General features: G+C 73.4%; 19 protein-coding genes. 13 read left to right on the top strand and 6 right to left on the bottom strand.

What is annotated here, in order from left to right; all coding sequences use genetic code 11:
* Nucleotides 1–46: 46 nt before the first annotated feature.
* Complete coding sequence (locus tag ACLJQE_RS17140; protein WP_410640208.1) at nt 47–229, bottom strand: hypothetical protein; 183 nt, start codon at nt 227–229, stop codon at nt 47–49.
* Nucleotides 230–422: 193 nt separating this feature from the next.
* On the opposite strand from ACLJQE_RS17140, the gene ACLJQE_RS17135 reads away from it, so the two are divergent.
* The 10 genes from ACLJQE_RS17135 to ACLJQE_RS17090 all read left to right on the top strand — a co-directional run bounded on the left by ACLJQE_RS17135 (nt 423) and on the right by ACLJQE_RS17090 (nt 11,996).
* Nucleotides 423–1,259 carry an ABC transporter ATP-binding protein gene (locus ACLJQE_RS17135; protein WP_410640207.1) on the top strand — a complete coding sequence of 279 codons (837 nt, stop codon included), beginning with the start codon at nt 423–425 and terminating at the stop codon, nt 1,257–1,259.
* Between the two features lie 57 nt (nt 1,260–1,316).
* Nucleotides 1,317–2,303 carry an ABC transporter substrate-binding protein gene (locus tag ACLJQE_RS17130; RefSeq protein ID WP_410640206.1) on the top strand — a complete coding sequence of 329 codons (987 nt, stop codon included), beginning with the start codon at nt 1,317–1,319 and terminating at the stop codon, nt 2,301–2,303.
* A gap of 4 nt (nt 2,304–2,307) precedes the next feature.
* Complete coding sequence (locus ACLJQE_RS17125) at nt 2,308–4,401, top strand: iron ABC transporter permease (protein ID WP_410640205.1); 2,094 nt, start codon at nt 2,308–2,310, stop codon at nt 4,399–4,401.
* Between the two features lie 576 nt (nt 4,402–4,977).
* Nucleotides 4,978–5,880: an ABC transporter ATP-binding protein gene (locus ACLJQE_RS17120; protein WP_410640204.1), complete on the top strand. Its 903-nt coding sequence runs from the start codon at nt 4,978–4,980 to the stop codon at nt 5,878–5,880.
* Nucleotides 5,877–6,641: an ABC transporter permease gene (locus tag ACLJQE_RS17115; protein ID WP_410640203.1), complete on the top strand. Its 765-nt coding sequence runs from the start codon at nt 5,877–5,879 to the stop codon at nt 6,639–6,641. The genes ACLJQE_RS17120 and ACLJQE_RS17115 overlap by 4 nt, the downstream gene beginning before the upstream one ends.
* 188 nt (nt 6,642–6,829) lie before the next feature.
* Nucleotides 6,830–7,912, top strand: a complete 1,083-nt coding sequence (locus tag ACLJQE_RS17110; RefSeq protein ID WP_410640202.1) for a streptophobe family protein — start codon at nt 6,830–6,832, stop codon at nt 7,910–7,912.
* A complete protein-coding gene (locus tag ACLJQE_RS17105) occupies nt 7,909–8,601 on the top strand; it encodes a response regulator transcription factor (RefSeq protein WP_410640327.1) in 693 nt (230 codons plus the stop codon). Before ACLJQE_RS17110 ends, ACLJQE_RS17105 begins: the two co-directional genes overlap by 4 nt.
* Nucleotides 8,598–10,052, top strand: coding sequence for an ATP-binding protein (locus ACLJQE_RS17100; protein WP_410640201.1), 1,455 nt, complete (start codon nt 8,598–8,600; stop codon nt 10,050–10,052). Before ACLJQE_RS17105 ends, ACLJQE_RS17100 begins: the two co-directional genes overlap by 4 nt.
* A 192-nt stretch (nt 10,053–10,244) precedes the next feature.
* Nucleotides 10,245–10,865, top strand: a complete 621-nt coding sequence (locus tag ACLJQE_RS17095) for a TetR/AcrR family transcriptional regulator (RefSeq protein ID WP_410640200.1) — start codon at nt 10,245–10,247, stop codon at nt 10,863–10,865.
* A 39-nt stretch (nt 10,866–10,904) separates the two neighbouring features.
* Complete coding sequence (locus ACLJQE_RS17090) at nt 10,905–11,996, top strand: winged helix DNA-binding domain-containing protein (protein ID WP_410640199.1); 1,092 nt, start codon at nt 10,905–10,907, stop codon at nt 11,994–11,996.
* A gap of 91 nt (nt 11,997–12,087) precedes the next feature.
* On the opposite strand, the gene ACLJQE_RS17085 is transcribed toward ACLJQE_RS17090, so the two are convergent.
* A complete protein-coding gene (locus ACLJQE_RS17085; protein WP_410640198.1) occupies nt 12,088–13,050 on the bottom strand; it encodes a helix-turn-helix transcriptional regulator in 963 nt (320 codons plus the stop codon).
* 111 nt (nt 13,051–13,161) lie between these two features.
* Here ACLJQE_RS17085 and ACLJQE_RS17080 point away from each other — a divergent pair, with 111 nt between their 5' ends.
* Entirely contained in the window at nt 13,162–13,620 is a 459-nt protein-coding gene (locus tag ACLJQE_RS17080; protein ID WP_410640197.1) for a nucleoside deaminase, read from the top strand.
* Nucleotides 13,621–13,688: 68 nt separating this feature from the next.
* On the top strand, nt 13,689–14,651 hold the full coding sequence (locus tag ACLJQE_RS17075; RefSeq protein WP_410640196.1) for an isopenicillin N synthase family dioxygenase: 963 nt from the start codon (nt 13,689–13,691) through the stop codon (nt 14,649–14,651).
* 108 nt (nt 14,652–14,759) lie between these two features.
* Here the strand turns inward: ACLJQE_RS17075 and ACLJQE_RS17070 are convergent, their stop codons facing one another.
* Nucleotides 14,760–16,046 carry a diguanylate cyclase gene (locus tag ACLJQE_RS17070; protein WP_410640195.1) on the bottom strand — a complete coding sequence of 429 codons (1,287 nt, stop codon included), beginning with the start codon at nt 16,044–16,046 and terminating at the stop codon, nt 14,760–14,762.
* Nucleotides 16,047–16,265: 219 nt separating this feature from the next.
* On the opposite strand from ACLJQE_RS17070, the gene ACLJQE_RS17065 reads away from it, so the two are divergent.
* Nucleotides 16,266–17,225 carry a chitinase gene (locus ACLJQE_RS17065; RefSeq protein ID WP_410640194.1) on the top strand — a complete coding sequence of 320 codons (960 nt, stop codon included), beginning with the start codon at nt 16,266–16,268 and terminating at the stop codon, nt 17,223–17,225.
* Nucleotides 17,226–17,298: 73 nt separating this feature from the next.
* Here the strand turns inward: ACLJQE_RS17065 and ACLJQE_RS17060 are convergent, their stop codons facing one another.
* From ACLJQE_RS17060 to ACLJQE_RS17050, 3 genes are all read right to left on the bottom strand, one after another.
* The gene (locus ACLJQE_RS17060; protein WP_410640193.1) at nt 17,299–17,781 is read right to left on the bottom strand and encodes a hypothetical protein; all 483 of its coding nucleotides are present in this window, start codon (nt 17,779–17,781) and stop codon (nt 17,299–17,301) included.
* A gap of 157 nt (nt 17,782–17,938) precedes the next feature.
* The gene (gene murJ, locus ACLJQE_RS17055; RefSeq protein ID WP_410640192.1) at nt 17,939–19,720 is read right to left on the bottom strand and encodes a murein biosynthesis integral membrane protein MurJ; all 1,782 of its coding nucleotides are present in this window, start codon (nt 19,718–19,720) and stop codon (nt 17,939–17,941) included.
* A 75-nt stretch (nt 19,721–19,795) separates the two neighbouring features.
* Complete coding sequence (locus ACLJQE_RS17050; protein ID WP_410640190.1) at nt 19,796–20,053, bottom strand: hypothetical protein; 258 nt, start codon at nt 20,051–20,053, stop codon at nt 19,796–19,798.
* Between the last annotated feature and the right edge of the window lie 88 nt (nt 20,054–20,141).

The following is a 20,141-nucleotide window of genomic DNA, read 5'->3' as shown; positions in this document are numbered from 1 at the left end:
TCCACCCGTGCGGATCTCCTGTCTTAGCGGATCCGGGTGACGCGGCTCAACCGTTACCCGGGGATACGCCCCAATGGCGACGAACCCGGCTGCGCCGGCTGGATGGAGTTCCAGCGTTCCCAGACGGTGGTGGCCCCCTTGCCGATCTCGTGGCCCACGACGGGTGGTCCTTTTTGGACAGCAGGGTGCAGGCGAGGTCGTCCCGGCCGATGTTCGTCAGGGCCGGCATCAGCCACGGCGTCCCGATGAACCCGGTCTTGAGGTGGTTGTCGCTCCCGAAGATTGAAACGATTCAATCGTGAGACTTTCGCGAGAGCAGGTGACCGCGATCACGGCCGTCAACCGGCCCGAAGGCGCCGGGCCGTCCGAATTGTGCCGTCCGCCACCTTGTAGTTAGGTAAGCCTGACCTTATTGTCCTTCTGTGTCCCTCGTCCCCCGCACCGGCACCGGTGTGCACGCCCGCGAAGTCGACGTCGCCTACGGCAGCGACGTCGTCGTGCGTGCCGCGTCCGTCTCCCTGCGTTCCGGCACCGTCACCGCGCTGATCGGGCCGAACGGCAGCGGGAAGTCGACGCTGCTGCGGGCGCTGGCCCGGCTGCACCCGCCGGTCGCCGGGTCGGTCACCTTCGCCGACGGCGCCGACCTGCGCGCACTGTCCGGAAAGGACATTGCCAAGCGGATCACCCTGCTGTCGCAGCACCGGACCGCGCCGGGCGGGGTGTGCGTGCGGGAACTGGTCGAGTTCGGCAGGCACCCACACCGGTCCCGGTGGGGCGGCCGCGATCCCGAGGGACCCACCGCCGTCGAGCGGGCGATGGCGCTGACCGGGCTGTCCGCCCTCGCCGACCGGCCCGTGCAGGCCCTGTCCGGCGGACAGGCGCAGCGGGTTTGGCTCGCCGCCTGCCTGGCCCAGGACACCGCGCTGCTGCTGCTCGACGAACCCACGACCTTCCTCGACCTGCGGTACCAGATCGAGATCCTCGACGTCGTCCGCGACCTCGCCGACCAGCACGGCGTCGGCGTCGGCGTGGTGCTGCACGACCTCGACCAGGCCGCGGCGGTCGCCGACCGGGTGCTGCTGCTCGAAGGCGGCCGGGTCACCGCCGAGGGCACTCCCGCCGACGTGCTGACCGCCGAGAACCTCAGCCGCGCCTACGGCATCCGCGTGGACGTCGTGGCCGACCCGGCCGACGGGCGGATCCACACCCGCGCGGTGGGCCGCTTCAACGACACCGGAGCACGCACCGCGTCGGTCTGACCGGTACGCCGTCATCGACAGAGTCATCGGCTCTGTCATCAGAAAAGCAGGAGAAAGATGCGCATCACCCGGATGATCTTCGGCCTGACCGCGGCCGCCACGTTGTTCGTGGCCGGCTGCGGCACCACCGAGGCACCCTCGAGCAACGCCGCCGCCGCCGCCACCGCCACCGCCGCCGGCCCGATCACGGTCGTCGACTCGCGCGGCAAGGAGGTGAAGCTGCCCGGCCCGGCCAAGCGGGTCGCCGCGACCGAGTGGAACGCCGTCGAACACCTCGTGTCGCTGGGCGTCATGCCGGTCGGCGTGTCCGACATCAAGGGCTATGGCCAGTGGGTCAGCGGCGAGAAGCTCGACGGCACCCCGAAGGACATCGGCACCCGCGGCGAACCGAGCCTCGACACGCTCGGCTCGCTGGGGCTCGACCTCGTGGTCGTCACCGACAGCGTGACCGAAGGGGCGCTGGAGCAGATCGAGGCGAAGGTGCCGGTGATCGTCATCAACGGCGGCAACGCCAAGGACCCGATCGCCGGGATGTACGCCGGCCTGGACGTGATCGCGAAGGCCACCGGCACCGAAGCCAAGGCCGCGCAGCTGAAGTCCGAGTTCGAGCAGAAGCTCACCGCGGGCCGGGCCGAAGTGGAAAAGCTGGGCGCGCTGGGCCAGCAGGTCGCCTTCTCCGACGCCTACGTCACCTCCGGTTCGGTCAGCATCCGGCCCTACACCAAGGGTGCGCTGGTGTCGGCGGTGTTCGGCAAGCTCGGCCTCGAGACCGCCTGGCCGATGGACGGCGACGCGGTCTACGGCCTCGCGCAGGCCGACGTCGAGGGCCTGACGCGGCTGCCCGACGTGCGGTTCTGGTACATCGCCAACAACGCCGACGGCGACCCGTACCAGCAGCAGCTGGCCGGCAACGCGATCTGGACGAACCTCCCGTTCGTCAAGAGCGGCAAGGTGCACCGCTTCCCGGACTCCCTGTGGATGTTCGGCGGGCCGAAGTCCATGGCGCAGTTCGTCGACGCGGCCGTCGCCGCGCTGAAGAAGTAACGCGGTGGTGCCCCTGACCGGGCGCCGGGCGCCCGTGGTCGCCGTCCGGCGCCGCGGGCGGCTCGCGTTGCTCGGCAGCGGCCTCGCCGTCCTGATCCTGCTGGGTTCGGCCGTGCACCTGACGCAGGGCACCGCGAACCTGGACGCGCTGGACGTGCTGCGGCTGCTGTCCGGTGGCGGGACCGGCAACACGACCGCCGTCGTCGTCGAGTCGCGGTTGCCACGCCTGCTCGCGGCGCTCGTCGTCGGGGGCGCGCTCGGCGTGGCCGGCGCGGTGCTGCAGTCGGTGTCCCGCAACAGCTTGGCGTCGCCGGACACCCTGGCCGTCAACGCCGGTGCGCACCTGGCGGTGGTCGCCGTCGCCGCGTTCGGCGTCTCGCTCCCCCTGCTCGGCGCGACCGGCGTCGCGTTCGCGGGCGGGCTGGCCGCGGCCGTGTTCGTGCTCGCGCTGGCCGGCACCGGCGGCACCGGGATCCTGCGGCTGGTGCTGGCGGGCACGGCGATCGCGCTGGCCCTGATCTCCGTGACCCAGGTCCTGTTGCTGTTGTACGCCCAGGAAACCCGCGGCCTCTTCGCCTGGGGCGAAGGGTCGCTGGACCAGAACGGGCTCGGGGGTGTCCGCACGCTCGGCCCGGTCGCCGGCCTGGCCGTGGCCGTGCTGCTCGGCATGGCCCGGCGGCTCGACCTGGTCCACGTCGGCGACGACCACGCCAGGACCCTGGGTGTCCACATCGGACGGACACGGTTCGCCGCGGTCGGGCTGGCGGTGCTGCTGGCCGCGACGGCGGTGACCCTGGCCGGCCCCATCGGCTTCGTCGGCCTCGCCGCGCCGGCCGTGGCCCGGCTGCTCGCGTCCGTGGTGCCGGGCCTGCACCGGCACACCGCGCTGATCCCGTGCTCCGCGGCGCTGGGCGCGGTGCTCCTGCTGGGCGCCGACGTGCTGCTCCGCGCGATCGCCGGCCCGCAACGGGCGCTGGAAGTGCCGACGGGCGTCGTGACGACGATCCTCGGCGCGCTCTTCCTCGTGGTCCTCGCCCGCACGGCCCGGATCACCGCCGCGACCGCCGAACCGCCCGCGGCCGGCGCGCGGGGCGGGGTCGGCGCGACCCGGTACCGGGTGATCTTGGGCGTGCTGGCGCTCGGGGTGCTCGGCGTGGCCGCCGGCGCGCTCCTGCTCGGCGACGCGAAACTGCTGCTGGGCGACGTCGTCAACTGGGTGACCGGCCAGGCGGGCCCGATCGTCACCGGCGTGCTGGACACCCGCGTGCCCCGCGTGGTGGCCGCGCTGCTGGCGGGCGCGGCATTGGCGCTGGGCGGCGCGCTCACCCAGGCGGTCGCCCGCAACCCCCTGGCCGAGCCGGGGATGATCGGCGTCGTCGGCGGCGCGGGCCTCGGCGCGGTCGCGGTGATCACCCTCGTGTCCGGCGTCGGCTTCTGGACCCTCACCGGTTCCGCGGGCCTGGGTGCCGCACTGGCGATGGCCGTGGTCTTCGCCGTGGCCGCGCGGGGCGGTTTCACCAGCGAACGCCTGGTGCTGATCGGTTTCGGTGTGCACGCGGCGTCGCAGGCGCTGGTGACCCTGCTGATCACCCTGTCGGATCCGTGGAACGAGACGAAGGCGCTGACCTGGCTGGGCGGCTCGACCTACGGCCGGGCCTTCCCCCACCTCGTGCCGATGGCGCTGGCGTTGCTGCTGGTGGCGCCGGTGCTGGTCCGCCTGCGGCGCGAACTCGACCTGCTGTCGCTGGACGACGAAACGCCGCGCGTCCTGGGGGTGCCCGTGGCCCGGACGCGGTTGCTGCTGCTGTCGTGCGCCGTCCTGCTGACCGGCGCGGCGGTCGCGGGCATCGGGGTGCTGACGTTCGTCGGGCTGGTCGCCCCGCACGCGGCGCGCGCGATCGTCGGCAGCAGGCACTCCCGCCTGCTGCCCGCCGCGGCGTTGCTGGGCGCGCTTCTCGTCTGCGTGGCCGACACCGCCGGCCGCACCGTCATCGCCCCCGGCCAGCTCCCGGCCGGCCTGATGACCGCGATCATCGGCGCGCCCTACTTCGTGTGGCTCCTGTACCGGCACCGCTCGAAGGCCGCCCGGGGCCGCTGAGCGGCAGCCGGAAACACCGCGCGGCAGCCGGTTCACCCGCCGGTGTACCGGCTGCCCGCCCGGGGATCACCAGCCCGGACTCGTAGGCGACGACCACCGCCTGGGCGCGGCTGGACACGCCGAGCTTGCTCATGGCCCGGTTGAGCTGGGTCTTCACGGTGCCGGCGCTGACCGGACGACGCCCTCGACCGGCACGCCGAGCGCCCGGACCCGGTCCGCCGGCAGCTCGATCCGGTCCAGGCTGAACGCCGGGGAGATCGTAGACGCGGCCGTGCGAGGCGTAGTCGTACCGGGCGGCCAGCACCACACCGACGACGGCCAGCCACGACAGCACGCCGTCCAGCACCAGCGGATGAGCTTCCCCGCACCGCCGCACCCGCGTCCACGCCGCCCGCACCGGGCCACCGTATCCGCTCGGCCACGCCTCCGGTGGCACCGCGCTCCCCGCCCGGCACCGGCCGGACGTTGCGATTTCCGGGGAAACCACCCCGGACGGCCCGGCCCCGGCCGCCGGGCTCTCAGAGTTCTCTCACGACCTCCCAGGAACCGGCCAGGCGGGCGCGCCACGCTCGCCGCATGAGCATCGAAATCCGGGGCCTGACCAAGCGGTACGGGCCCGACACCGTGGTGGACGACCTGTCGTTCACCGTCGCACCGGGGCAGGTGACCGGCTTCCTCGGGCCCAACGGCGCCGGCAAGTCCACGACCATGCGGATGATCGTGGGCCTCGCCGCGCCGAGCCGGGGCTCGGTCACCATCGGCGGGCGCCGCTACCGGGACCTCCCCGTGCCGCTCACCGAAGTGGGTGCGCTGCTCGACGCCGCAGCCGTCCACAATGGACGAAAGGCCCACGACCACCTGCTGGCCCTGGCGGTGAGCAACGGCCTCCCCCGCCGCCGGGTCGACGAGGTGCTCGCCCGGACCGGGCTGGACCGCGTGGCCGGCAGGCGGGCCGGCGGGTTCTCGCTCGGGATGCGGCAGCGCCTCGGCCTCGCGGCGGCGTTGCTCGGCGACCCCCGGGTGCTGATCTTCGACGAGCCGGTGAACGGCCTCGACCCCGAAGGGATCCGCTGGATCCGGGACTTCATGCGCTCACTCGCCCGCGAGGGCCGGGCGGTGCTGGTGTCGAGTCACCTGATGAGCGAGATGGCGCAGACCGCCGACCACCTCGTCGTCATCGGCCGCGGGAAGCTCGTCGCCGACACCGCGGTGAGCGAACTCGTCCGCGGCGAGGGCACCGTGCTCGTCCGCACGGCCGATCCCGGGTTCGCGCGCCTGCTGGCCACCGCCGGGGCCACCGTGCGGGAAGGGGCCGAGACGTCGCTGGTCGTGTCCGGCATGACGGGTGCGGAGATCGGCAAGCTCGCCGCCTACCACGGCGTCGCCCTCGCCGAGCTCGCCCCGCAGCGCGTCTCGCTGGAGGACGCCTTCATGGAACTGACCAAGGACAGCCTCGACTACCAGGGAGCCGGCGCATGAGCGTGCCCTTCCGCCGGTCCGTGCACGCGGAGTGGATCAAGCTCCGCAGCCTGCGCTCGACCTGGTACACCCTGGCGTGCCTGTTCGTGGCCGGGCTGGGCATCACGGCCCTCGCCATGAACGCCGCCGGCCAGGACTACCCCGGCGAGCAGCCGTGGGACCCGACCGGCCGCAGCCTGACGTCGTACATCGTCGCGCAGCTGATCATCGGGGTGCTGGGCATCCTGGTCGTCACCGGCGAGTACGCGACCGGCCAGATCCGGACGTCCGTGCTCGCCACGCCGCGACGCCACCGGCTCCTGGCGGCCAAGGTGGTCGTGGCGGTGGCGGTCGCCGTGGTGGCGGGCCAGGTCCTGATGTTCGCGGCGTTCCTGCTCGGCCAGGCCGTCCTCGCGGCCCAGAACGTGCCCCACGCGGCCCTCGGCGACCCGGGCGTGCTCTCCGCCGTGACGGGCGGCGGCCTCTACCTCGCGGCGATCGCCCTGCTCGCGGCCGCCCTCGGCACGATCATGCGCGCCACGGCCGGTGCGCTCGCCACCCTGGTCGGGATCGTGTTCCTGGTCCCCGCGCTCGCAGGGCTCTTCCCGTCGTGGCTGCAAAGCCTGTTCTTCTACTGGCCGACGCTCGGCGCCTCCGCGGTCCTGAAGACGGTGCCGGACCCGGACTTCCCGCACCCGTGGCTGAACCTGGCCGGGATGTGCGCCGGCGTCGCGGCAGTGCTGGTCGCCGCGTTCGCGGTCTTCCGGCGGCGGGACCTGTGATGCGGGAAGCGGGCCGGGGCCACGACCCTGCCGGGCGCCGTGTTCCCGGCCTTCCGGCACCGGAACCTGCGACGCGCGACGCGGGCCAAGAGCACCGCCGGGCCGACCACCACGTTCCCGGCCTCCCACCAGCGGCACCGGGCCGCACCGAGGGCCACCTCCACCACCCCTCGCCACCCGGAACCACGATGCGCGAGGCAGCCCGCGGTCTCACGGCGGCCGCCGCTGCGGTGCTCGTCATGGTGGTCGTCGCCGGGAGTGGGCTGGCCCTGCTCGGTGCCGGCCGGATCGGGGACTTCGGTGCGCTGACGGCGGCGGCCGTCGCCATGGCCGTGGGCGGCTCGGCGGAAGCCGGGGTGGTTCCGCCGGGCGGGCTCGCCGTTGCCGTCCGCGGCGGCGTCGAGGTGGTGCCGCTCGGGATCTCCCTCGCCGGGGCGGTGGTGCTGGGCGCCTTGCTGCTGCGCCGCCGCGAAGCCGGGCTGCTCGTCCGCGGTGCCGTGGCGGTGGTCGCCCTGCCTGCCGGGCTCGCCGCGATCGCCGTGGCGGCCCGGGGAACGGTGTCGGTCCCGACGGGCGGCGTGCGGCGGGGTGCGCTCGCCCGGCTCCCCGGCCGGCTGGATGCCGGGTTCGCCGTGGCCGTGGGGCCGGCCGTGGTGGGCGCCTTGGCCGGGTCGCTGGTGGTCGTCGGGATCTGCTTGCTGGTCACGCGATTTCCGGCCGTGGCCACGGGTTTGCGGGCCGTGCGGTGGCCCGTGGCCGGGCTCGCCGTGCTGAGCGTGGCCGCGGCGTGGACGTTCGGCGGCTCCGCGGCGGCCGGGGCCGTCCTGCTCGCCCTCCCCCTGCTGGTGTGCGCGGCCGTGCTGCTGGGTCTCGGCGTGCCGTGGACGCTCAGCGCCCCAGACGTGCTCCCGCTGCCGGCGCCCGGCGGCGCGCTGCTCGGGGTGTCGGCCGTGGTGTTGCTGGGGTGCGGCATCGCCGTCGCCGCGGCGGTCCCCCGGCCCGGCGGGCCGCTGCGCCGGGCGGCGGGACTCGCCGTGCGGCTCGCGCCGGTCGCCGGCGCCGTGCTCGCCGTCGTGACGCTGCTGTCGCGGCTTTCCGTCGACGTCGCCGTCAGCGCGTTCGGCTTGTCGCTGCCCGTCTTCGACGCGCGGCTGACGGCGAACCCGCTGCTCGCGCTGGTGGCCGGGCTCGCGGGCGGCGCCGCGGCGGGGTTCGCGGGCTCCCTGCTCGCCGACGGGTTCTCCGTATTCTCGCGGACATGGAAGCGATGACGTCCCGGCTGCTGGTGGTGGACGACGAAGCCACCGTCCGCGAGCTGCTCTCCGCCGCGCTGCGGTTCGCCGGTTTCCGGGTGACCTCCGCGGCGACGGCGGGGGAAGCCGTCGCCGCGGCCGTCGCGGAGCCGCCCGATCTGGTGCTGCTGGACGTCATGCTGCCGGACATGGACGGCTTCGAGGTGGTCCGGCGGCTGCGCGAGCGGCACTCCGGCCACGGCGCGCCGGTGCCCGTCCTGTTCCTGACTGCGCGGGACCGCCAGTCCGACAAGGTCACCGGCCTCTCCCTCGGTGCCGACGACTACGTGACGAAGCCGTTCGACCTGGCGGAGCTGATCGCGCGGATCCGCGCGATCCTCCGCCGGACCGCGGGTCACCCGGCGGACGTGCTCACGGTGGGCCCGCTCGCGCTCGACGCCGAGGGCCACCAGGTGACGCGCGCGGGGCAGGTCGTCCGCTTGTCCGCCACGGAGTTCCGGTTGCTGCGCTACCTGATGGAGAACGCCGGACGCGTGGTGTCGAAGGCGCAGATCCTCGACCGGGTGTGGCGCGACGACTTCGGCGGCGACGCCGGCATCGTCGACACCTACATCTCCTACCTGCGACGCAAGATCGACACCGGGGAGCCGAAGCTGCTCCACACCGTGCACGGCGTCGGCTACGTGCTGCGGGAGCCCCGGCGGTGAGGCGGCTTTCCCTGCGGGCCCGGCTCCTGCTGCTCACCGCGGGCCTGCTGCTCGCCGGCCTGACCCTCATCGGCGCACTGGTTTCCGGGCAGCTGGAGCGGTTCCAGCTCGACCGGCTCGACGGCCAGCTGCGCTCGATGACCGAGCTCATCTCCCGGGCGGCGGGGCCGCCGCCGTCCGCGAACCCCGCCGTGCGGCTCGATCTCGTCGATCCCGCGCTCGAGCTGTTCGGCACCCCGTACGTCGTGTACCTCGACGCCGATGGCGCGGTGGCGGGCGGCCTGCACTCGTCCCGGGTGGCCGGGGCGACGCTGCCGCCGGTCGACGCGCTGCGGACGGTCCCGGCCGACGGGACGGCCGTCGACCTGGCCGCCGCCGACGGGTCGCAGCGCTGGCGAGCCGTCGCCCGGCCGGCCGTCGGCTGGGGCGGGACGGTCGTTTCGGCCGCGCCGCTCGCCGGAGCCGACGCCACCCTCGCCCAGCTGCGGACGAGCAGCCTGGCCACCGGCGCCGCGCTGCTCGTCGTGCTGACCGCGGCCGGCTGGTTCGCCCTCGGCCGGGGGCTGCGGCCGCTGCGCCGGATCGAGCACACGGCCGCGGCGATCGCCGGCGGCGACCTCACCCGGCGCGTCCCGGACCTCGCCTCGCCCGGCACGGAGCTCGGGCACCTGGCCGCGTCGCTCAACACCATGCTCGGCCAGCTGGAACGGGCCTTCGCCGACCGGGCCGCGTCCGAGGCGCGGATGCGCACGTTCGTCTCCGACGTCAGTCACGAGCTGCGCACGCCGCTGTTCGGCATCAAGGGTTCCACCGAGCTGTACCGGATGGGGGCGCTGACCGGACCGTCCGATGTGGACGACACGATGCGCCGCATCGACCGCGAAGCCACCCGGCTCACCGCGCTGACGGAGGACCTGCTGCTGCTCGCCCAGCTCGACGAGGCACCCGAAGAGCAGCTGGACCGGGCTCCGATGGACCTGCGCACCCTGGCCGGCGACGCCCGGCACGACCTGCGGGCCCTCGACCCGGCCCGCACCGTTTCCCTGACCGGGCCGGGTGGCACCGGCCCGCCGGGGCCGGCACCGGTCGACGCCGACGAGGCCCGGCTGCGGCAGGTCGTCACCAACCTCGTGGGCAACGCCGCCGCCCACACCCCGGCGGGCACCCCCGTCCGCATCGGCGTCGGCACGGTGGACGGCCGCGCCGTGCTCGAGGTGGCCGACGAGGGCCCGGGAATGACGGCCGAGCAGGCGAGCCAGGCCTTCAACCGCTTCTACCGGGCCGACCGCTCCCGGACGCGCACGCCCGGCGCCGACGCCGGCCTGGGCCTCGCCATCACCCGCTCCCTGGCGCGCGCCCACGGTGGGGACGTCGAGCTGGAGACCACGGTCGGGGAAGGCGCCTGCTTCCGGCTCACGCTGCCGTCGGCGGACGACGGTCTCCCGGCCTGACCGGACGAGGGTGGTGGCGCGGACCGCACTTCCCCTGCGGCCGCGCCACCACCGGAACACACTCTACCCCATCTTCGAACTGGTGTTCGACTCGGGTCTCTCCCGGGATCCCCGCACAAAGCGCCCGCTTACAATGGGCGGGACCGGTCTCCGGCACGGCGGCCGGGCGGTGCAAGCTGGGAGGATCACCGGATGTCGATCTCACTGTCGGCCGAACTCTGGCCGGACGTGCAGCCGGAGACCGCCCGGCGGCTGATGCTGGCCGGGGTGGAGGCCTTCGCCCAGCGCGGCTACCACGCCACCACCACGCGGGACATCGCCGGCGCCGCGGGGATGTCGCCCGCCGCGCTCTACGTGCACTTCCCCTCCAAGGCCGCGCTGCTGTTCGCCATCAGCCGGTACGGCCACGAACAGACCCTCGCACTGGTCGAGAACGTCGTCGCGAAGGAGTCCGATCCGGTCGAGCGGATCCGGCTGATCGTCGAGGACTTCGTGGCCTGGCACGCGCGGCGCCACACCGTCGCCCGGGTCGTCCAGTACGAACTGCAGGCACTGCCCGAGCAGGAGTTCGAGGTGGTCGCCGCGCTGCGGCGCCGGATCGAGCGGATCGTGCGCGAAGTCATCGCCGAAGGCGTGGACGGCGGGGTGTTCACGGTGACCGATCCGCACGTCGCCGCCCGGGCCGTGCTTTCGCTGGGGGTCGACGTCGCCCGCTGGTACAGCGAGCGCGCCCGGCAGACGCCGTCCGCGCTGGGCAAGGAGTACGGCGGGCTCGTGCTGCGCATGCTCGGCGTCGGTCTGTCCGCCGAGTAGCGGACACGCTCTGTCCGCTTTCTCCGGCACAGTGGTTTCGTGCACCACGTTCTCGGCTCGCGGGCCCTCAACCGCGCCACCCTCGCCCGGCAGCTGCTGCTCGAGCGCGCCGGGCTCCCCGTCCTCGACGCCGTCGCCCACCTCGGCGGCCTGCAGGCGCAAGAGCCGCAGGAACCGTTCACCGGGCTGTGGTCGCGGCTGCGCGCGTTCGACCCGGCCACGCTGGACACCCTGCTGACCGGACGGCGGGTCGTGCGGACCCACCTGATGCGCCGCACCGTCCACCTGCTCACCGCCGACGACGTCCTGGCGTGGCGGAGCCGGTTCGACCCCATGCTGCGGCAGCGGGTCGTCGGCACCTACCGCCGTGAGCTCCAGGACGTCGATTTCGCCGAACTCGCCGCGGCGGGCCGGGCGGTGCTGGCCGACGGCGAGCCCCGCTCGATGGGCGAGCTCGCCCGTGCGGTCGCCGACCGGTGGCCCGCCGCGGGGCCGCGGCCGCTCGGCGAGCTGCTGATCGCCGCACTGATCCCGTCGGTGCAGCTGCCACCGCGCGGGCTGTGGCGCACCAAGGCGGGTGTGCGGAACCTCCCCCTGTCCGCGTGGCTCGGCCGCGACGCCGACCCGCCCGCCCCGGACGACGGCGTCGGGCGGACCCTGGTCCGCCGCTACCTGGCCGCGTTCGGCCCGGCGGCCACGGCGGACCTGCGCGCGTGGTCGGGTCTCACCGGTCTGCCGGCCGCGGTGAAGGCGGTGCGCGAGGAGCTGGTGGCCTTCCGCGACGAGCGGGGACGCGAGCTGCTCGACCTGCCCGAAGCACCCCGCCCCGACCCGGACACCCCGGCACCGGCCCGGTTCCTGCCGGCGTTCGACAACGCGATCCTCGGCTACGACGACCGTTCCCGCATCATCGACGACGCCCACCGCGGCCTCTCGGTGGCCGGCGAGCGGGTGGTCCTGCTCGACGGCCGGGTCTCGGCGACGTGGACGGCGGCGGAGGGAACGGTCGTGGTGCACCCCCTGCGCCGGTTGACCGGGGCGGAACGCGACGAACTCGAGGCCGAAGGAACCGAGCTGGCCACGTTCTTGAGCGACGGCGAAAGCGCTTGCGTCCGGGTCGAAACGAGCTAGCCCCAGCGCCCCAAGGTGGCCTTGGTTGCGTTCAACGCACCGAAGGCCACCTTGGGTGCGTTGAACGCACCGAAGGCCACATTGGGGCGCTTCAGACCCAGCCGACGGCGCGGGTGAATCGCTCCGCCGCCTCCCGCAGCCGGTCCACCAGCCCCGGCGGTGCCTCCTCGACCACGAAGTCGTACCCCCACTGGGCCAGGTGGTACGGCACCGCGTCCAGGTTGTTCGCCCCGGTCCGCACCCGGCAGCTGTGCTCGTCGATCTCCTCGACCACCCCCGACGTCGGCGGGACGCGCCGGGCCAGCTCGGCGGCCGGGGCGGCCACCCGCAGGACCAGCCGGTGCGGGTAGGCCTCCGTCGAGAGCCGGCGGGAGACGTACTCCGCGAGGTCCGGAGCCGGGGGTTCGCGCGGGGTGAAGCGGAAGCCCGGCACCGGTGTCCCGGCGATCCGGTCCACCCGGAAGGTGCGCCAGTCCGCGCGGTCGAGGTCGTAGGCGACCAGGTACCAGCGCCGCCCCGTGTGGACCAGCCGCAGCGGCTCGACCGACCGCTGCGTCGAGGCGCCGGACCGGTCGCCGTAGCCGAAGCGCAGCCGCTCGTGGTCGCGGCAGGCCGCGGCGATGGCCGTCAGGACCGAGGCGTCCACCGTCGGGCCGGTTCCGGGCAGCGACACCGTCGCCGCCTGCAGCGCGCCGACCCGGGGCCGCAGCCGGGCGGGCAGCACCTGCTCCAGCTTCGCCAGCGCGCGCACCGACGTCTCCTCGACGCCGGTGACCGTCCCGCTCGCCGCCGTGCGCAGGCCGACCGCGACCGCGACGGCCTCGTCGTCGTCCAGCAGCAACGGCGGCAGCGCCGCGCCCGCGCCCAGCCGGTACCCGCCCGCCACCCCCGGCGTCGCGTGCACCGGGTAACCGAGGGAGCGCAGCCGCTCGACGTCGCGGCGGATCGTGCGGACGTCGACCTCCAGGCGGGCCGCGAGGTCGGCGCCCGGCCAGTCGCGGCGCGCCTGCAGCAGGGAGAGCAGCCGGAGCAGGCGTTCCGCAGTGCCGTACATGACACGCAGTGTGCCAGACATCGCGGACAGCACCTGTCCGCGATCCGCCGGAAGGTGCACTCCCGGCGCCGAACACTTGCCAGGCACCACCCCGGGCGGAAAGAGTGACGCATGCCGATCGACCCGCACACCCTGCTCGCCGTCGCCCGCGAAGAAGCCCTGCTGGGCAAGGCCGAAGGGGGCGTGCCGATCGGAGCCGCGCTGTTCGACTCCGCGGGCACGCTGCTGGGCCGCGGGCACAACCGGCGCGTGCAGGACGGCGACCCGTCGATGCACGCCGAGACCTCGGCCTTCCGCAACGCCGGTCGCCGCCCGCACTACCGCGACACGATCATGGTCACGACGCTCTCGCCGTGCTGGTACTGCTCCGGGCTCGTCCGTCAGTTCGGTATCGGACGCGTCGTCATCGGTGAAGCCGAGACGTTCCACGGCGGGCACGACTGGCTCGCCGAGCTGGGCGTGGAAATCACCCTGCTCGACGATCCCGGTTGCACCGCGCTGATGACGGAGTTCATCGCCGCGCGCCCGGACCTGTGGTTCGAGGACATCGGGGTCGAAAAGTCCGAATAGGACAGTAAACGACAAAACAATACCCAACAAGACAATACTTCGCAGGGCAGCGCCTTACAGGAGCCGGTATGCCGTCATCCGTTCCGCTCGTGGACCTTTCGCCGTGGTTCGCGGGCACGTCCGAGGGCCGGGCCGAAGTGGCGGACCGGATCGACCGCGCCCTGCGGGAGTCCGGTTTCCTGCTGGTCACCGGGCACGGCGTCCCGGACGACCTTCGCCACCGGACGCGCGAGCTGGCGCGGGAGTTCTTCGCGCTGCCCGAGGACGTCAAGCAGCGCTACGCCGTCACGGTCGGCGGCCGCGGCTGGCTGCCGCCGGGCGTCGAGGCCAACGGCTACGCCGAGGGCACCGAGACCCCGCCGGACCTCAAAGAGTCCTACTCGGCGGGCGCGGACACCCGGACCGGCGTCGCCGAGGTCGACGGGTTCTGGTTCCAGCCCAACGTCTGGCCGCACGAGGTGCCCGGCCTCGGCGAGGCGGCCACGGAGTACATGCGCCGGATGCGGGCGCTTTCGGACCACCTGCTGGAGATCTTCGCCGCGGCGCTCGGCCTCGCCCAGAGCCACTTCACCCGGCACACCGCGCACCCGACGTACACGTTCAACATCAACTGGTACCCGCCGATGACCCGCGTCGGCCCACCGGCGCCGGACCAGTTCCGGATCGGCCCGCACACCGACTTCGGCACGGTCACGGTGCTGGACCGCCAGGCCGGCGTCGGCGGCCTGCAGGTCTGCACGGCCGACGGCGAATGGACGGACGCGCCGTTCCACCCGGAAGCGTTCACGGTCAACATCGGCGACCTGATGGCCCGCTGGACCGGCGACCGCTGGCGCTCGACCCGCCACCGCGTCCTCCCACCGGCCGCGACGGCGCCGGACGAAGACCTCGTGTCGTTGATCTTCTTCTACGAGACCGATCACGACGCGCGGATCACGTCACTGGCGCCGCCGCTGGGCACGCGAACCTACCCCGAGGTGATCGCGTCGCAGTACCTGAAGGAAAAGCTGGCCGCGATCACGATGGGTTAGCCGCAAATCCGCTCGGCGATCGCGGCCGGGACGGTTTCGCACAATTGCCTTCCCACCATCAAGACGCTCAGCGGTATTGCCGGTTGCCCGGCCGATCCAACGGTGGGGTCACGACGCCGGCTCGGCGCACACCGTCCGGTTCCGGCCTGCCGCCTTGGCCCGCAGCACCGCCCGTTCCGCCGCCAGCAGCGCGTCGCCGAGGAGCCCGTCCGAGCAGCCCGCCACGCCGATCGACACCGTCACCCCGACGAACTGCGGGCCGTCGCCCGAGGCCTTCAGCGCCACCAGCGTCGAGGCGATCCGCAGCCGGATGCGCTCGGCGATCGCCATCGCGTCGAAGGGGCGGGTGCCGGGCAGCAGCACCGAGAACTCCTCGCCGCCGGAGCGGCCCACGAGGTCGGCGGCACGGACCTCGTCGCGCAGGGCGCCGGCGACCGCGCGCAGGACGGCGTCGCCGACGCGGCCGCCGTAGCGCTCGTTGAGCACGCGGAAGTGGTCGAGGTCGAGCACCAGCACGGCCGGGCCGGGAACGTGCGCCCCGAGGCGGTCCAGCCGGGCTTCGGCGGCGCCGCGCCAGGACGCGGCGGTCAGCACGCCGGTGCCCGGATCGAGGGTGACGTGGTCGCGGCGGCCGGCACCCAGCCCGCCGCGGTGCAGCACGACGGCGGCACCGGCCAGCACCGGGACCAGCAGCGGCGCGGCGACGACGGCCCAGGCGAGCGCGAGGCCGAACGCCGTCATCGCGGCGTCGAAGGCGTGCCCCGGCGCGGCTTCCCGCGGGCGGCGGGGCCCGTCGGCGCCGGTCACGAGCGCGGCGTTGACCGCGAGGAACACCAGCCCGGCGGCGGTGAGCAGGAGGACGGTCCGGGCACCGAGGACCTCGCCGAGCGGCCGGACGCCGGTCGCGGTGAGGAAGGCACCGGCGGCGAGACCGGCCAGCGCCGTCGCCGCGGCGCCGAACACCTGCCGGTGGACGGGTTTTCTGCGGACCCGGAACCACTGGTGCAGCGTGGAGAGCACGACCAGCGCGACGGCGAGGCCGGGCCGGAGCACGAGGACGCCGGCGAAGATCCACGGCGTGTCGACGCCGGGCCCGAGCAGGGTGTCCTCGCGGTGGCGTTCGACCGGCCGGGCGAGCTCCGCCGACACCAGCATCCCGGCGGTGAGCAGCGCGAACGGCACCAGCATCGCGGCGAGCGGCGGGAAGCGGAGTGCGGCGAGCACGACGGCGGCGACGGCGAGGGCGTCGACCCCGACGAGGTACCAGACCTGGCCGCGGCGCGGCAGCCGCCACAGTGCCCACCGCCGCAGGGCCCAGCGCTGCAGGACGAGGGCGAGCAGGAACCGGCCCGGGCGGCCTTCCCCGCCGGCGGCGACCGTGGAATCCCCCACCATTTCGGCAAAGTAGCCGGAATGCGGGCCCGTGTCACTCCGCCTTCAGGGGAATTTCACATCGAGGACCCCGGTGTCACCGTGGGTCATTTTCCGACCGACGGAGGGTTGACACGCCATATTGGTCTAGTCCACTGTGGTGGTGGCACACAGCACTCCTCCCGGGTTGATCCCGCCGCCTCAAACCGGAGGTGCTCCACCTGCGCATCACGGAGGACCCCCATGAAATCAGTGCGCCGTCTGCTCACCCTCGCAGCCGCGGCTTCGGCCGCCCTGGCGACAACCGCCGGGCTCGCCCCGCAGGCCATGGCCGCGGTCGACCCCGTGCTCGCGTCCCCGTACCTGTACCAGTGGGGCGGGCAGACCAGCCCGGCCGCCGCAATGTCCGCGACCGGGGTGAAAGCGTTTACGCTCGCGTTCGTCCTGTCCGACGGGACCTGCAACCCGAAGTGGGACGGCAACCGGTCGCTGACCGGCTCCGACAAGACGATGATCCAGAACATCCGCAACGCGGGCGGGGACGTGATCCCCTCCTTCGGCGGCTGGTCCGGCACGAAACTGGGCTCGAAGTGCACGTCGGCGTCCGCGCTGGCGGGCGCCTACCAGAAGGTGATCGACGCCTACGCGCTCAAGGCGATCGACCTCGACGTCGAGAACACCGACGAGTTCCAGAACGCGGTGGTCCAGGACCGCATCCTCAACGCGGTCAAGCTGACCAAGCAGAAGAACCCGGGCCTCAAGGTCGTCATCACCATCGGCACCACCACGACCGGCCCCGACACCTGGGGCAAGCGCCTGATCAACCAGGCCAAGGCGATCGGCGCGGGCGTCGACGTCTGGTCGGTCATGCCGTTCGACTTTTCCAGCGGCGGTGACATGGCCGCCATGACCAAGTCCGCGGTCGACGGGCTGAAGAACCAGCTCAAGACCACCTTCGGCTGGACCGACGACACCGCCTACCGGCACAGCGGCCTGTCCTCGATGAACGGCAAGACCGACAACGCGGGCGAGACGGTCACGGTCGCGAACTTCACCTCGATCCGCAGCTACGCGACCGGCCACCACCTGGCCCGCTTCACGTTCTGGGCCACCAACCGCGACTGCAGCGGCGGCGGCGAGTGCAGCGGCATCACCCAGGACAAGTACGCGTTCACCAAGATCGTCGCCGGCTACACCGGCTGACGCCCGGAACCCGTAGTGGGGCTGTCGGGGGCCCTCTCACCGGCATCGGGGTCGGTGAGGGGGCCTTCGCGGGTCAGCGCCGCCAGCCGCCGCAGTAGTACGGGTTGCACTGGTACGGGTTCCACCGCGGGTCCCAGGTGGACGGCGCAGGCGGCGGGCTCGGCTTCGTCGTCGACGGCAGCTTGACCGTCACCGTCGGCGTCGGCGACCGGCGCGCCTGCATCACCACCGGGGACGGCGTGGTCGTCTCGGTCGGGACGGCCAGTGCGGTCGAGGACGGAACGGCGGTGGCCGGCTGCAGCTGCGGGAACTGCGTGGAGCCCGGCACCGGGCCCGGCTGCGTCGCCAGCACGAGCACCAGCCCGCCCAGCACGACGACCACCGCCGACGCCAGCGCGATCCGCGCCGCCCCGCGGGGCCCGGTCTCGGGCTCGGTGTCCCGGCGCGCTGCCAGCTCGGCCGCCCGCGAGCCCGGTTTGCGCGGCCGCGCCCCGGTCTGCCTGAGCAGTTCGTCGACCGTCACCCGGTCACGTCGTCTGCGCGCGCTGCGCGTCATGCACGGCCTCCACCCGATTCCCCCGCCGCCGCGCTCGCCCGCGGCCGCTTGATCCCCGGGTGGATAGTAGAAACCCTTGCGGCAATTGTAAACGCGCTGATCGCCGCGGTCTCGTTACCGTTTCGAGACAACCGGATCGCGCTCCCGGCCGTAGTCGTCAACGAGCGGCGAACCGCCGCCGCAGCCCGGCCACCCGGCGGGTCACCGGGGCGAACTCCGGCAGCTTCAGCAACGCCAGCAACCCGAACGGCACGGCCATCCCGAGCAGCCCCTGCACCGGCAGCTTCACCCACGCCCCGGGGATCACCCCGAGCGACGCGGGCACGGCGTGGCCGGCGAGCACCGCGGCCACCACGCCCAGCCCGCTCACCGACAGGGTGATCAGGCCGACCCGCAGCGACCGCTTGCTGCGCAGGTGCCCGAGCCGCACCCAGAGCCAGACCTGGCCCAGGACGGCCCCGACCACGAACCCGGCGCCGTTGACGAGCATCACGCCGTAGACGACGTGCTCGCCGTCGAGCAGCCCCCGGCAGAGCAGCAGCAGCGGGATCTTCACCGCGGTCATCACCAGCATGATCAACGTGGGTGTGCGGGCGTCCTTCATCGCGTAGAACACCCGCAGCTGCAACATGACCAGCGCGAAGGGCAGCAGCCCGACGGCGGAGACGGCCAGGGTCTGGCCGAGCCGCTCGGCGTCGTCGAGGGTGCCGCGGCCCCAGGTGAACACGGCGATGCCGATCGGCGTGCCGACCACGGCCAGCACCGCGGAGATGGGCACGAAGAGCACCGTGGACATGCGGGACGCGAGCGAGAGGTCGCCGACGAGCGAGACCGTGTCGCCGTCCGCGGCCGCACGGCTCATCCGCGGCATCAGCGCGGTCAGCAGCGAAACGCCGAGGATGCCGTAGGGCAGCTGGAAGAGCAGGGACGCGTAGCTGTAGGCCGTGACGCCGCCGCTGTTGCCGCCGGTCAGCACGCGGGTGGTGACGACGAACCCGACGTGGCTGACCACGACGTAGCCGAGGATCCACGCGGCCAGCCCGCCGAACTCCTTGATCCGCGGGTCGAACCCCCAGCGCCAGCGGAACCGGAACCCGGTGTGCAGCAGCGCCGGGATGAGCACCACCGCCTGTGCGACGATGCCGAGCGTGGTGCCGAAGCCGAGCACGAGCAGCTTGGGGTCGCTCATCCGGACCGGGTCGAGGGTCAGCTCCCCCGGCACGACGGCGAACACGACGAGCGTGCCCGTGACGACGACGTTGTTCAGCACCGGCGCCCAGGCCGGCGGGCCGAAGACGTTCTGCGCGTTGAGGATGGCCGACAGCAGCGCGAACAGGCCGTAGAAGAGGATCTGCGGCAGCAGCAGGTACGCCAGCGCGGTGGTCAGCGCCGGGTTCGCCGCCGGAGACGATTTGTCGACGTAGAGCGCGGTGAACAGCGGGGCGATCGCCACCGCGACGACCGTGCCGACGACGAGCAGCACCAGCGCCATCGTGATCAGCCGCTGGGCGTAGGCGCGGCCGCCGTCGGGGTCGTCGTGCGAGCGGACCAGCAGCGGCACCACGACACTGGCCAGGACGCCGCCGAAGAGCAGTTCGAAGACGATGTTGGGCAGGGTGTTCGCGACGGTGAAGGAGTCGTTGACGACCCCGGCCCCGACCACGGCGGCGAGCAGCAGTTTCGCGACGAACCCGGTGACCCGGCTGACGGCCGAGGCGACCGCCATCCGGCCGCTGGACCGGGCCAGCGACGAGCCGGCACCCTCCCCGCGCCCGGCACTGACGGGCGAAGCGGGCGGCCGCGCGACGATCTGGCCGGCGAACTCGTCGTAGGGCCGCCGGGACACATCGGGGTCACGGGTCGGCCAGTGCGGGCCCCGCAGCTCGCTCGGGAGGAAGACCGTCGCCTCGTCGTCCGCCGGTGGTGGGTGCTCCGCCATGGGGACAAGCCTGCCAGGTCAGCGGCACAAACGGGATACCGAACACCTGTTCGACCCCGCGACGCTCCGTGACCTTCAGGCGGCGACGGTGACCTCCAGCGCGACCCGCCCGGCCTCGGTCAGCTCGGCGGTCACGCGCCCACGCCCGCCTTCGACGGCGGGCCGCAGGAAGCCACTGTGGGCGAGGGCGTGCGCGGTGATCTGATCACAACAGGCGAATCCGTCGATGAAGAGGTCGGGCTCGCAGCTGCACGACATTTGTGCACGCCCCGCGGCCACCGCCTTCAGCATCGCCTTCGCGCGGTGGGTGAGCTCGACTCCTGAACCGGACACCGGACAGCCTTCCGTTTTTTTTCGCCGCTACAACGGGTTATTCGCCCGTTGGGCCGATGGTGTTACTGACAGCCCTAGGACGTTCGGG

This window comes from Amycolatopsis sp. lyj-346, from assembly GCF_046548975.1.
In the GTDB taxonomy this organism is placed as follows: Bacteria; Actinomycetota; Actinomycetes; order Mycobacteriales; family Pseudonocardiaceae; genus Amycolatopsis.
This window is presented reverse-complemented; position numbering and strand designations above follow the sequence as displayed.

Bases quoted from the DNA above. Each gene is read 5' to 3' on its own strand.
- ACLJQE_RS17140 (WP_410640208.1), bottom strand. From the start codon at position 229: ATGCCGGCCCTGACGAACATCGGCCGGGACGACCTCGCCTGCACCCTG.
- ACLJQE_RS17130 (WP_410640206.1), top strand. From the start codon at position 1,317: ATGCGCATCACCCGGATGATCTTCGGCCTGACCGCGGCCGCCACGTTG.
- ACLJQE_RS17120 (WP_410640204.1), top strand. From the start codon at position 4,978: ATGAGCATCGAAATCCGGGGCCTGACCAAGCGGTACGGGCCCGACACC.
- ACLJQE_RS17115 (WP_410640203.1), top strand. From the start codon at position 5,877: ATGAGCGTGCCCTTCCGCCGGTCCGTGCACGCGGAGTGGATCAAGCTC.
- ACLJQE_RS17110 (WP_410640202.1), top strand. From the start codon at position 6,830: ATGCGCGAGGCAGCCCGCGGTCTCACGGCGGCCGCCGCTGCGGTGCTC.
- ACLJQE_RS17105 (WP_410640327.1), top strand. From the start codon at position 7,909: ATGACGTCCCGGCTGCTGGTGGTGGACGACGAAGCCACCGTCCGCGAG.
- ACLJQE_RS17095 (WP_410640200.1), top strand. From the start codon at position 10,245: ATGTCGATCTCACTGTCGGCCGAACTCTGGCCGGACGTGCAGCCGGAG.
- ACLJQE_RS17085 (WP_410640198.1), bottom strand. From the start codon at position 13,050: ATGTACGGCACTGCGGAACGCCTGCTCCGGCTGCTCTCCCTGCTGCAG.
- ACLJQE_RS17080 (WP_410640197.1), top strand. From the start codon at position 13,162: ATGCCGATCGACCCGCACACCCTGCTCGCCGTCGCCCGCGAAGAAGCC.
- ACLJQE_RS17075 (WP_410640196.1), top strand. From the start codon at position 13,689: ATGCCGTCATCCGTTCCGCTCGTGGACCTTTCGCCGTGGTTCGCGGGC.
- ACLJQE_RS17070 (WP_410640195.1), bottom strand. From the start codon at position 16,046: ATGGTGGGGGATTCCACGGTCGCCGCCGGCGGGGAAGGCCGCCCGGGC.
- ACLJQE_RS17065 (WP_410640194.1), top strand. From the start codon at position 16,266: ATGAAATCAGTGCGCCGTCTGCTCACCCTCGCAGCCGCGGCTTCGGCC.
- ACLJQE_RS17060 (WP_410640193.1), bottom strand. From the start codon at position 17,781: ATGACGCGCAGCGCGCGCAGACGACGTGACCGGGTGACGGTCGACGAA.
- murJ (WP_410640192.1), bottom strand. From the start codon at position 19,720: ATGGCGGAGCACCCACCACCGGCGGACGACGAGGCGACGGTCTTCCTC.